The sequence below is a fragment of the Corallococcus carmarthensis genome, from assembly GCF_003611695.1.
GTDB lineage: Bacteria > Myxococcota > Myxococcia > Myxococcales > Myxococcaceae > Corallococcus > Corallococcus carmarthensis.
In genome coordinates, this window is record NZ_RAWE01000027.1 from 19,020 (window position 1) to 31,177 (window position 12,158).

At 69.3% G+C, this 12,158-nt stretch carries 8 protein-coding genes; 5 read left to right on the plus strand and 3 right to left on the minus strand.

What is annotated here, in order from left to right:
• Nucleotides 1-48: 48 nt before the first annotated feature.
• Nucleotides 49-681 (minus strand): 30S ribosomal protein S4, encoded by a 633-nt coding sequence (rpsD, locus tag D7X32_RS10465; protein WP_120602380.1) that lies wholly within the window; start codon nt 679-681, stop codon nt 49-51.
• Between the two features lie 347 nt (nt 682-1,028).
• Between rpsD and D7X32_RS10470 the strand changes: the two genes are divergently transcribed.
• Nucleotides 1,029-2,822 carry a M4 family metallopeptidase gene (locus tag D7X32_RS10470; protein ID WP_120602381.1) on the plus strand — a complete coding sequence of 598 codons (1,794 nt, stop codon included), beginning with the start codon at nt 1,029-1,031 and terminating at the stop codon, nt 2,820-2,822.
• 63 nt (nt 2,823-2,885) lie between these two features.
• Here the strand turns inward: D7X32_RS10470 and D7X32_RS10475 are convergent, their stop codons facing one another.
• Nucleotides 2,886-5,240 carry an arylsulfatase gene (locus D7X32_RS10475; RefSeq protein WP_120602382.1) on the minus strand — a complete coding sequence of 785 codons (2,355 nt, stop codon included), beginning with the start codon at nt 5,238-5,240 and terminating at the stop codon, nt 2,886-2,888.
• Nucleotides 5,241-5,412: 172 nt separating this feature from the next.
• Nucleotides 5,413-6,447, minus strand: a complete 1,035-nt coding sequence (locus tag D7X32_RS10480; RefSeq protein ID WP_120602412.1) for an aldo/keto reductase — start codon at nt 6,445-6,447, stop codon at nt 5,413-5,415.
• A 168-nt stretch (nt 6,448-6,615) separates the two neighbouring features.
• On the opposite strand from D7X32_RS10480, the gene D7X32_RS10485 reads away from it, so the two are divergent.
• The 4 genes from D7X32_RS10485 to D7X32_RS10500 all read left to right on the plus strand — a co-directional run bounded on the left by D7X32_RS10485 (nt 6,616) and on the right by D7X32_RS10500 (nt 12,153).
• Nucleotides 6,616-8,397: an ABC transporter ATP-binding protein gene (locus tag D7X32_RS10485; RefSeq protein WP_120602383.1), complete on the plus strand. Its 1,782-nt coding sequence runs from the start codon at nt 6,616-6,618 to the stop codon at nt 8,395-8,397.
• Complete coding sequence (locus D7X32_RS10490; RefSeq protein WP_120602384.1) at nt 8,394-10,208, plus strand: ABC transporter ATP-binding protein; 1,815 nt, start codon at nt 8,394-8,396, stop codon at nt 10,206-10,208. The genes D7X32_RS10485 and D7X32_RS10490 overlap by 4 nt, the downstream gene beginning before the upstream one ends.
• Before the next feature lie 247 nt (nt 10,209-10,455).
• Nucleotides 10,456-11,208, plus strand: coding sequence for an SDR family NAD(P)-dependent oxidoreductase (locus D7X32_RS10495; protein WP_244238946.1), 753 nt, complete (start codon nt 10,456-10,458; stop codon nt 11,206-11,208).
• Nucleotides 11,209-11,274: 66 nt separating this feature from the next.
• Nucleotides 11,275-12,153, plus strand: a complete 879-nt coding sequence (locus D7X32_RS10500) for an aldo/keto reductase (protein ID WP_120602386.1) — start codon at nt 11,275-11,277, stop codon at nt 12,151-12,153.
• Nucleotides 12,154-12,158 lie beyond the last annotated feature (5 nt).

Genomic DNA, 12,158 nt, shown 5'->3' on the forward strand with positions numbered 1-12,158 from the left:
CCCTGCCCGTCCGCATGCATGGCGGGCAGGCGAAGCGGGGCCAGGCGGTCAGCTGCGCTGCGCGTAGTACTCGACGATGAACGGCTCGTTCACGTCCACGGGGATCTCCTCACGCTCGGGCAGCCGCACGTAGCGCATGCCCTCGCCTTCCCCCAGGACCTGCACGTACGCGGGCACCTGGCGGGACTTCATCCGGCCGAAGGCGTCCTGCACCACCGACAGCTTCAGGTGTGACGGATGGAAGCGCACCTCGTTGCCCGGCTTGAGCCGGATGCTCGGGATGTCCGCGCGCTTGCCGTCCACCTGCAAGTAGCCGTGGCGCACGAACTGCCGCGCCTGGCGGATGCTCGTGGCCAGCCCCGCGCGCAGCACCAGCGCGTCCAGCCGGCTCTCCAACAACTGCATCAGCACCTTGCCCGTGTTGCCCGGCGACCGGCGCGCTTCCAGGAACGCGCTGCGGCACTGCTTCTCCAGGAGGCCGTAGTACAGCTTCAGCTTCTGCTTCTCCCGCAGCCGCTGCGCGAAGTCGCTCACCGACACGCGCGCCGTCGCCCCGTGCTGGCCCGGCGGATACGGCCGGCGCAGCACCGGATCCTTGTCGGGGTCCTTCGCGCTGATGCGCGACAGGGGGATGCCCAGCCGCCGACACATCTTCCCTCGGGGTCCCAGTTCACGTGCCACGGTGCGTTCCTCCGGCCTTCCTGTTGGGTCGAGCCAAGTTGAAGTTGATAATCACTATCAATTTCAATACCCATGAAGGGAGCGGCCGGTCAAGCTTCCAGCCACTGGGGGTGAGTGGACGGCCGTGCACAGGCAGGTTGAAAATGAACGGAAATACGACCCGGAACACCGGCCTACCTACCGGTCGGAATGTGTTTCTGGAGTGGATGTAGGACGAAAACTTCACCTGTGAATTCATGAGGTTGAGCCCACTCATGACCGTGTACGCAGCCACCCACACGCAACAACGGAACGGCTGACACGAGAATCAATTTGTCCGCTTCAACTTTCCCCCGAAAGCACACCCCATGGCCCTGCGCACCGACCTTTCGAAGCCCGTTGCCGCCACCCAGAACCGCACCGACACCAAGCCGGTGAACACCGTGAAGCCGCAGGGCCCGGTGGGCATGAGCTCGCAGTCGAGCTTCAGCGCGGGCGCGCCCTCCAAGGCGAAGGCCACGGTGGCGCTGAACGGCGTGGGCCAGAAGCTGACGCCGGGCCCGGTGGACCTCTCCAGCCCCCAGGCGCAGCAGGCCGTGCAGCAGACCGTGGCGTACGTGAACCAGAAGAACCCGCAGCTGACCGGCATCACGGGCGGTACGTCGTTCTCGCCGCGCTCGGTGGAGCGCGACCAGCTGGGCATGACGCACGTGCGCATGGACCGCATGCACGAGGGCGTGAAGGTCGCGGGTGAGCAGGTCATCGGCCACCTGGACGCGAAGGGCCAGTTCGACAGCCTGACCGGCGACGTGTCCAGCATCCCGGTGGGCATTGGCAAGGCGCCCACGAAGCTGAACGCGAAGGACGCGCTGGCGGTGGCGCAGAAGGACTTCAACGGCGCGACGTCCAAGGCCCCCACGGCGGAGAAGGTCATCGTGAAGGGCAAGGACGGCCAGTACCACGCCGCCTTCCACGTGACGCTCACCGACACGTCCGTGTCCACCGGCAAGGACCCGCGCTCGATGAACTACTTCATCGACGCGAACACCGGCGAGTCGCTCAAGCAGTACAACACCATCAGCCACCTGGACCGCACGACCAACGCCAAGCGCGCGGAGGGCACGCCCACCACGCCGACGAAGCCCACCACGCCGACGACCCCGACGACCCCGGGCAGCGCGGGCCGCGTGGCGGACGACCAGACGATGTACAGCGGCAAGGTCGACATCCAGACCACGAAGAACAAGGACGGCACGTTCTCGCTGGATGACAAGACGCGCGGCAAGGGCATCGTGACGTACGACGCGAAGAACGCGGAGAACGCGTCCGGCACCACGGGCTTCACCGACAAGAACGACGTCTGGGGTGAGAAGACCGACCCGTCGCGCGCCGCCACCGCGGTGGACGCGCACTACGGCGCGGAGATGACCTACGACTTCTACAAGGAAGTCCTCGGCCGCGACTCCATCGACGGCAAGGGTGAGAAGCTGGTCTCCTACGTGCACACCGACGTGAACCTGGTGAACGCGTTCTGGGACGGCGAGAAGATGCAGTACGGCGACGGCGACGGGAAGGACTCCGGCCCGCTCACCACGCTGGACATCGCGGGCCACGAAATCACCCACGGCCTCACCGAGCGCACCGCGGGCCTGGAGTACGAGGGCGAGTCCGGCGGCCTCAACGAGTCCTTCAGCGACATCATGGGCACCGGCGTGGAGTGGTTCGCCAGCCAGAAGAACAAGGCCGTGAAGTTCGACTGGGCGGTGGGCGAGGACGCGTGGACGCCCAAGAACGGCGACAGCACGGACGCCCTCCGCTACATGAACGACCCGACGTCGGATGGCTACTCCATCGACAACTACAAGGACTTCGCCAAGAACCCGGAGGTCCACGGCTCCAGCGGCATCGCGAACAACGCCTTCTTCCTGCTCACCGAGGGCGGCAAGAACAAGACGTCCGGCATCGAGGTGAAGGACGGCATCGGCATGGACAAGAGCCTGAAGATCTTCGGCCGCGCGCTCACCACGTACATGACGCCGCAGACGAACTTCTCCCAGGCCCGCGCCGCCACCATCAAGGCCGCCACGGACCTGTACGGCAAGGACTCCACCGAGGCGAAGAAGGTCGCCGAGGCCTGGACCGCCGTCGGCGTGACCAAGTAGTCCGCTCAAGGTTTCAAGCCCGGACGGGGCGCCCCCCTCCCCGTCCGGGTCCGTCGTGTGTCCCTACTGCTTCGCCAGGGCCTCCTTCTGTTCGGCCTGGGTGTCACGGACATGCTCCCCGACGACGTCCACGGTCACCTGGTGGAGCATGCCGGTGAACTCGAAGGGCGCGGCGTAGCGCTTGCTCACGGACGATTGCTCGTCCCGTCCGCACGTGAGCCCCTCCCCCAGGCTGATGGCCACCGGCATGGTGTCGTCGATGGTGCTCTGCGCGACCAGGTCCCCGTTGATGTAGAGCCTGCCGCGCCCGGGGGCCCCCTTCCCCACGGCCAGGTCCGGCTTGCCGGTGGGCTCGAACTCGAACTTCAGCTCCGAGCGCCCCTCCGGCACGTCCACCGCCGACTCGATGTGGAACTCCCGCTCACCGACGAAGTTGTAGACGTAGTGCAGCTTCCGGTCCTGGATGAAGAACGTGTAGCCACCGGTGAGGCCGCCGTGGCAGAGCAGCACGCCCTCCGTGTCGGGCTTCACCTCCGCGTCGGCGGTGATGGTGTGCGGCCGGTTGAGCACGTGCACCGCCGCGTTCTCCGGTGCGGGTGACGTGTGCGGCCGGTACACGTAGCGGGTGCGGTCCCTCGTGAGCTGCGGGCGCTCCATGGCGAACACGGCGAGGGTGGGCGACGCGAGCGGGAACACCTGGTAGCGCCCGGCTTCCGCGTACCAGAGGGCAATCATCTCGATGAGCTTGCCCCGGTTCTCCTCCGCCACGTTCTTCGTCTCGGAGCAGTCTTCCGCCACGTGGTACAGCTCCCAGCCGTGCGCATCCAGTTCGCGCAGCCGCTCCTCGTCGAGCAGTGACTGGCCGAACGCCTCTCCGGCTTCCGCGAAGGACGGGCCGGGGAACGGGCACACCGCGCGCCAGCCGTCGTGGTAGATGGCGCGCGAGCTGAACATCTCGAAGTACTGCGTGCGGTGGCGGCTTTCGACGTTCCCGTCGTTGAACGTGTGGCGGAAGCTGATGCCCTCCAGGGGTGACTGGGTGACGCCGCGGATCTCCGTGGGCGGCTCCAGGCCCAGGCAGTCCAGCACCGTGGGCACCATGTCGATGGCGTGCGCGTACTGCGTGCGCACCTCGCCCTTCGCCTGGATGCCCTGGGGCCAGTGGACGAGGAACGGGTCGGTGGTGCCGCCGCGGTACGTCTCCCGCTTCCAGCGGCGGAACGGCGTGTCTCCCGCCCAGGCCCAGCCCCACGGGTAGTGGTTGAAGTACTTCGGGCCGCCCAGGTCCTCCAGCGCCGCCAGGTTCTGCTCCAGCGACTCCGGCGTGTTGTTGAAGAACTTCAGCTCGTTCACCGAGCCGTGCGGCCCACCTTCCGCGCTGGCCCCGTTGTCGGACAGCACCATGATGAGCGTGTTGTCCAACTCTCCCGTGTCCTCCAGGAACTTCAGCAGCCGGCCGATGTGGTGGTCCGTGTGCTCCAGGAAGCCCGCGAACACCTCCATCATCCGCGCGTAGAGGTGCTTTTCCTCCGGGGGCAGCGAGTCCCAGTCCTGGACGTCCGGATCATGCCGGGACAGCTGCGTGCCCTCGGGGAGCACGCCCAGCTCCAGCTGCTTCTGGAACACGCGCTGCCGGTAGGCGTCCCAGCCGTCGTCGAACTGGCCCGCGTAGCCGTCCGCCCACTCGCGGGGGACGTGGTGGGGCGCGTGCATGGCGCCCGTGGCGAAGTAGAGGAAGAAGGGCTTGTCGGGCGCGACCTGCTTGGTGTCCGCGATGCAGTCGATGGCCCGGTCCACCAGGTCCGGGGTGAGGTGGTAGCCCTCCTCGGGCGTGGCGGGCGGGCGGCTGGCGTGGTTGTCGTGGACGAGGTCCGGGTAGTACTGGTGCGTGTCCCCGCCCAGGAAGCCATAGAAGCGCTCGAAGCCGCGGCCCAGCGGCCAGCGCGAGTACGGCCCGGCGGCGCTCGTCTGCTCCGCGGGGGTCAGGTGCCACTTGCCCAGCGCATAGGTGTTGTAGCCCGCATCCAGCAGCATCTCGGAGAGGAAGCCGTTCTCGAAGGGGATGGTGCCGTTGTAGCCGGGGTAGCCCAGCGACGTTTCGGTGATGGTGGCCATCCCGTTGGAGTGGTGGTTGCGGCCGGTGAGGATGCACGAGCGCGTGGGCGAGCACAGCGCGGTGGTGTGCATGTTGTTGTAGAGCAGCCCGCCCTTCGCCAGCCTGTCCAGGTTCGGCGTGCGGATGGGCGAGCCGTAGCAGCCCAGGTGCCCGAAGCCCGTGTCATCCAGGATGATGAACAGGACGTTGGGCGCGCCCGGCTTCGAGCGCAGGGGGGAAGGCCACGCGGGAGACGACTGCTCCCAGGTGCGGCCGATGACGCCGGGGAAGGGACTGCCGGGTTTGTATTCCTTGAGGGACATGAGCGAGCGCGCCTCCACGCGAAGCGAAGCCCGCCCGGCGGCCCCCGACCCGCGGGCCCCCCGGACGTGACCTCGTGAACGTGAGGTGCACCGTCCGGAGGGACGGGGAATCTGCCCTCCGGACGGAGGCAACCGGGTCCAGGCCCCGGCCGCCTCCCACTTCACGCCCGGCTCACGTGACGGGGAACGGGTTGCGCTCGGCGAACTGGCGCTGGTGGAAGTACGGGTACGGCCAGGGCACCGTGCTGGCGGCGTCCAGCGTGGCCACCTGCGCGGGCGTGAGGTTCCAGCCGATGGCGCCCAGGTTCTGGCGCAGCTGCTCTTCCGTGCGCGCGCCGATGATGACGTTGGCCACGGTGGGCCGCTGGAGCACCCAGTTGAGCGCCACCTGCGGCACCGTCTTCCCCGTCTCCTGGGCCACGGCGTCGAGCGCGTCCACGACCTTGAAGAGGTACTCCTCCGGCACCTGCGGGCCGCCGCTCGCGGTGGCGGGGTTGTTCAGGCGGCTCACCTCCGGCTTCGGCGCGCCCCGGCGCAGCTTGCCCGTCAGCCGGCCCCAGCCCAGCGGGCTCCACACCACCGCGCCCACCTTCTGGTCCTGCGCGAGCGGCATCAGCTCCCACTCGTAGTCGCGGCCCACGAGCGAGTAGTAGGCCTGGTGGGCCACGTAGCGCGCCAGGTTGTAGCGCTCCGACACCGCCAGCGACTTCATCAGGTGCCAGCCGGAGAAGTTGGAGCAGCCGATGTAGCGGATCTTCCCCGCGCGCACGAAGCCGTCCAGCGTGTTGAGCACCTCCTCCACCGGCGTCACCGCGTCGAAGGCGTGGAGCTGGAACAGGTCGATGTAGTCCGTCTTCAGCCGGCGCAGCGCGGCTTCCAGGGCGCGCGTGAGGTGGAAGCGCGAGGAGCCCACGTCGTTGGGGCCCTGCCCCGCGCGGAACGTGGCCTTGGTGGAGATGATGGCCTTGTCGCGCCGCCCCTCCAGCGCCTTGCCCAATATCTCCTCCGCGAGTCCGGCGGAGTAGCCGTCCGCGGAGTCGAACATGTTCACGCCCGCGTCCAGCGCGATGTCCACGAGCCGCGTGGCCTCCTTCACGTCGCTGGCGCCGAAGCCCTTGAAGAACTCACCCGAGCCGCCGAACGTGCCCGTGCCCAGACTGAGGACGGGGACCTTGAAACCAGAACCACCCAGCTGCCTGTATTCCATGACGTTCACCTCGTGACGAACCGGCGGAAGGAAAGGCGGCCCAGGTAACGGCCCGTGGCGCGGCGCGCAACCGTCGTTTCGCGGCGCGCGTCGTGCTTGAAGCGGAGCGGACGCGCGCCCATCATGCGCGCGCCTTCCCGGGCGGGGAGGCAGGGGTCCAGGTCCCACGTGAGCACGTCCGCGCCACCCGCATCCGGCCGTCCCCCCATTCTGCGCGCGCTGGGCTATCTGCGCCGCTACCGCGTGGAGACCCTGGGCGCGTTGCTGTCGCTGCTGCTCGTCTCCGTGGCGAATCTGGGCGCGCCGCAGATGATCCGCATCGCCATCGACCAGGGGCTCGCCCGGGGCGAGCAGCGGCCCGTGTGGCTGGCGGTGGGAGGCCTGGCCGCCATCGCGCTGGGGCGCGGCCTGTTCAACTTCCTCCAGGGCTATCTGGCGGAGCGCGCGTCGCAGGGCGTGGCGTTCGACTTGCGTGACGCGCTCTTCGCGCGCATCCAGCGGCTGTCCTTCAGCTACTACGACCAGGCGCAGACGGGGCAACTGCTCACGCGGCTGACGAGCGACGTGGAGGCGGTGCGCACCTTCGTGGGCAGCGGCGTGGTGCAGTTCGCCGCGGCGGCGGCGATGTTGTTGGGCTGCGCGGGGCTGCTGCTGTACCTGGATCCGGTGCTGGGGCTGGCGGCGCTGAGCTCCGTGCCGCCCATCCTCTGGGTGCTGCGCCGGTTCATGCGGCGGATGCGCCCGCTGTTCGGTCAGCTGCAGGCGCTGCTGGGCACGCTCAACACCACGCTGCAGGAGGACCTGCGCGGGCTGCGCGTGGTGCGCGCCTTCTCCGGAGAGGCGCGGGAGCTGCAGCGCTACGGGAAGACCAACGCGGAGCTGAAGGAGAAGAACCTGCGGGTGGTGGACGCGCTGGCCGACAACTTCCCCTTCGTCACCTTCTTCGCCAGCCTGGGCACGCTGATGGTGGTGGGCGTGGGCGGCTGGCGCATCTTCCACCAGAAGCTGACGCTGGGAGAGCTGGTGGCCTTCAACAGCTACCTGGCCTTCCTGCTGATGCCCCTGATGACGCTGGGCTTCTTCGCGGCCAGCATGTCGCGGGCGAGCGCGTCCGCGCAGCGCGTCTTCGAACTGCTCGACACGGCGGTGGAGGTGACGGACCGCCCGGGCGCGGTGCCGCTGCCTTCGTTGCAGGGCCGCATCGAGCTGCGCGACGTGCGCTTCCGCTACGCGGGCAGTGACCGTGAAATCCTGCGCGGCGTGAGCGTGACGCTGGAGCCCGGGCAGCTGGTGGCGGTGCTGGGCACCACCGGCTCCGGCAAGAGCACGCTCATCAACCTGCTGCCCCGCTTCTACGACGTCACCGGAGGCGCGGTGCTGCTGGACGGGCAGGACGTGCGGGACGTGACGCTCGCGAGCCTGCGCTCGCAGATGGGCGTGGTGCTCCAGGACGCGCTGCTGTTCTCCGGCACGGTGCGGGAGAACATCGCCTACGGGCGCCCGGAGGCGACCCAGGCCCAGGTGGAGGCCGCGGCGGAGGCGGCCCAGGCGGCGGAGTTCATCCGCGAGCTGCCCCAGGGCTACGACACGGTGGTGGGCGAGCGCGGCGTGGGGCTGTCCGGCGGGCAGCGGCAGCGGCTGGCCATCGCTCGGGCGCTGCTCACGGATCCGCGCCTGCTCATCCTGGACGACAGCACGTCGGCGGTGGACGCGCGCACGGAGACCGCCATCCAGGGCGCGCTGGACGCGCTGATGCGGGACAAGCGCAGGACAGCCATCGTCATCGCCCAGCGCATCAGCACCGTGCGGGACGCGGACCTCATCCTGGTGCTGGACGAGGGGCGCATCGCCGCGAAGGGACGCCACGAGGAGCTGAAGGCCACCAGCGAGCTGTACAACGACATCCTCGGGTCGCAGCTGCTGCCGCCGCGCCAGGAGGAGGTGGCATGAGGCGGCCGGGAAGCATCGAGGCGATGGCGGAGCTGGAGGCGGGCCGCGCGAAGCACCGCGGCAAGGTGCTTCGCAGGCTCATTGGCGAGCTGCGTCCGCACGCGGGCACGCTCGCCGCGGCCATGGTCTTCATCCTGATAGGCGCGGCGTGCCAGGCCCTGGGGCCGTACCTGATGAGCCGGGCCATCGACCACGACATCGGCGCGGGGGATGGCTGGGGGCTGCTGCGGACGCTGGCGGTGTTGTTCGTCGTCTACGCCGTGGGCCTGCTGTCGCAGCGGGCGCAGACGTGGCGCGTGGGCCACACGGGGCAGCACGTGCTGGCGGACCTGCGCCAACGCCTCTTCGAGCGGCTCCAGCAACTGCCGCTGTCGTGGTTCGACCGCCGGCCGCTGGGCGACCTGATGAGCCGTCTGCTCAGCGACGTGGACACGCTCAACCAGCTCTTCGCGCAGGGACTGACGCAGCTGTTGGGGTCCCTGATGGGGCTGGTGGGCGTGCTCGTCGCGATGTTCGCGCTCAACGCGCGCCTGGCGCTGGCGTGCTTCTCCCTCATCCCCGCCATCGTGCTCACCACCTGGTTCTTCGCGTCGCGGGCACGCAACGCCTACCGCAAGACGCGGCAGACGGTGGGCGACGTGACGGCGAATCTCCAGGAGGAGATTGGAGGCGTGCGGCAGGCACAGGCGTTCAACCGCACGGAGAAGAACATCGAACGATTCCGCGACCGCAACGCGGCCAACCGCGACGCGAACGTGGCGGCGGTGGGCATCACGTCCGCGTTCTCGCCGGCCATCGACCTGCTCTCCACGCTGTCGATGGCGCTCGTGATTGGCTACGGCGGCGTGCTGGCGCTGAGCGGACAGCTCACGGTGGGCGGCGTGGCGGCGTTCCTCATCTACGTGCAGCAGTTCTTCCGGCCGGTGCAGCTGGCCGCGTCGGTGGCCGCGCTGATGCAGTCCGCGCTGGCGGGGGCGGAGCGCATCTTCGCCGTCCTCGACGAGGAGACGGAGCCGCCGGACGCGGCCGGGGCGGTGGAGCTGGGAGCGCTCCAGGGCCAGGTGGTGTTCGAGGGCGTGTCCTTCGGCTACGACGCGGCGAGGCCGGTGCTGCGCGACGTGTCGTTCCACCTGGAGCCCGGCCAGACGCTGGCGCTGGTGGGGCGCACGGGCGCGGGCAAGACGACGGTGGCCAGCCTCGTGCCGCGCTTCTACGACGTGACGGGAGGCACGGTGCGCGTGGACGGGCAGGACGTGCGCCAGGTGACGCGCTCGAGCCTGCGGCGGCAGATGGCCATGGTGCTCCAGGAGCCGTTCCTCTTCAGCGGGAAGGTGGCGGACAACATCGCCTACGGGAAGCAGGACGCCACCCGCGAGGAGGTGGAGGCGGCGGCGAAGGCGGTGCACGCGCACGACTTCATCACCCGGCTGCCGCAGGGCTACGACACCGTGCTGGGGGAAGGCGGCGCGACGCTCAGCCAGGGGCAGCGGCAGTTGCTCGCGTTCGCTCGCGCGGTCATCGCCAATCCGCGGGTGCTCATCCTGGATGAGGCGACGGCGAACATCGACACGCGCACGGAGGCGCTCATCCAGCTGGCGCTGGGGCAGTTGCTGTCGGGCCGCACGAGCATCGTCATCGCGCACCGGCTCAACACCATCCGCCACGCGGACCTCATCCTGGTGCTGGAGCACGGCACCGTGGTCGAGCGAGGCAACCACGCGGAGCTGCTCGCGCAGGGTGGGCTCTACGCGGAGCTGTACCACCAGCAATTCCGCGACACGCCGGAGACGACCGTCAAGGCACTGGGCTGAAGGAGCGCCCCAGCGGCGCGTGGACGTTGCGCCCTGGACCGTCTCCGGCACTTTGATTCCCGCTGGACCTGCATCCTGCTTGCAAGGCCGCCCACCCCTCGTTACCCAGCGGCCGAGGGTGCGGCGTCGGCGCCGTGCGCTTCGCGGCGGCAGTCGCCATCTCCAGCATTCATTGCGACGAGGCCGGGCGCGCACCCTCTTCACCTTTCAGGGAGCAGGCATGGCAGGCAGTCGAGGGACAGCGTTGGTGACGGGTACGTCCGCAGGAATTGGCGCGGTGTATGCCCGGAGGCTGGCGGCACTCGGGTATGACCTCGTCCTCGTCGCGCGGCGGGAAGAGCGGCTGAAGGCGCTGTCGGCGGAGCTGACGGCGGCGCATGGCATCCGGGCGGAGGTGCTGCGGGCGGACCTCACGGTGCACGCGGACCTCCAGCGAGTGGCCGGGCGCGCGGCGGGTGAGGACATCACCCTGGTCATCAACAACGCGGGCGTGGGCGGCTACGGCCCCTTCGCGCAGGTGGAGCCCACGGCCCTGGAGGGACTGGCGAACCTGCACATGATTGCGCCGATGCTGGCCACGCGCGCGGCGCTGCCCGGCATGCTCGCGAGGGGCAAGGGCGCGGTCATCAACGTCGCCTCCCTGCTCGCCTTCTCCGGCGCGATGCCGCCAGGTCCCCTGCCCCACCGGGCCACCTACGCGGGCGCGAAGGCGTTCCTCGTACACTTCACCCGGACGCTCGCGGGCGAGCTGCGCGGCACTCCGGTGGTGGCGCAGGTCGTCTGCCCGGGCATGACCTTCACCGAATTCAACGGCGGCTATCCCGGCACCATGTCGCCGGAGGATGTCGTCACCGCGTCACTCGTCGCGCTGGAGCGCGGCGAGACGGTCTGCGTCCCTGGACTGGAAGGCGCGGAGGCCCTCGCGGCCCTGGAGAAGGCGGAGGCCGGGCTGCTGCGTGGGGCCAGCCACACCCTGGCCGGGCGGTACCGGACGGCCTGAAACGCGGGAAACGCATTTCCTGCACATGCATCCATTTGGGCATTCACCTGCACGGAGGAAGCACTCATGAGCGGAACCTCGACGCGACCCGCGGAGAAGAGCGGCACCTTCAAGCTGGGCGGCGACCTGCCCGTCCACCGGCTGGGCTACGGCGCCATGCAGCTCACGGGCCCTGGCATCTGGGGCCCGCCCAAGGACCGGGCGGAGGCGGTGCGCGTGTTGCGCCGAGCGCTGGAGCTGGGCGTGGACTTCATCGACACGGCGGACTCCTACGGCCCCTTCGTCAGCGAGGAGATCATCGCGGAGGCCCTGCACCCCTACGCCAAGGGCGTGGTGGTGGCGACCAAGGCGGGCCTGGTGCGCACGGGCCCCAACGAGTGGCACCCGGTGGGCGCGCCCAAGTACCTGCGCCAGGAGCTGGAGCTGTCGCTGCGCCGGCTGAAGCTGGAGCGCATCGACCTGTACCAGTTGCACCGCATCGACCCGAAGGTCCCGGTGGAGGAGTCGCTGGGTGAGCTGAAGGCGCTGCAGAAGGAAGGGAAGATCCGCCACATCGGCCTGTCGGAGGTGTCGGTGGAGGAGATCCAGCGGGCGCGCAAGGTGGTGGACATCGTGTCGGTGCAGAACCGCTACAACCTGACCGACCGCGTGCACGAGAAGGTGCTGGATTACTGCGAGAAGGAGAACCTGGGCTTCATCCCGTGGTTCCCGCTGGCGACGGGCGGCCTGGCGAAGCCGGGGAGCACGCTCGACTCCGTGGCGAAGAAGCACGACGCGACGCCCGCGCAGATCGCCCTCTCCTGGCTGCTGGCGCGCTCGCCGGTGATGCTGCCCATTCCGGGCACGTCCTCCGTGAAGCACCTGGAGGAGAACCTCGCGGGCGCGGAGGTGAAGCTCACCAAGGACGAGCTGGCCGCCGTGGACGCGCAGGCGGCGGGCCGCTGACGCGT

Coding starts and splice junctions, on each gene's coding strand:
- D7X32_RS10470 (WP_120602381.1), top strand. CDS start 1,029: ATGGCCCTGCGCACCGACCTTTCGAAGCCCGTTGCCGCCACCCAGAAC.
- D7X32_RS10475 (WP_120602382.1), bottom strand. CDS start 5,240: ATGTCCCTCAAGGAATACAAACCCGGCAGTCCCTTCCCCGGCGTCATC.
- D7X32_RS10480 (WP_120602412.1), bottom strand. CDS start 6,447: ATGGAATACAGGCAGCTGGGTGGTTCTGGTTTCAAGGTCCCCGTCCTC.
- D7X32_RS10490 (WP_120602384.1), top strand. CDS start 8,394: ATGAGGCGGCCGGGAAGCATCGAGGCGATGGCGGAGCTGGAGGCGGGC.
- D7X32_RS10500 (WP_120602386.1), top strand. CDS start 11,275: ATGAGCGGAACCTCGACGCGACCCGCGGAGAAGAGCGGCACCTTCAAG.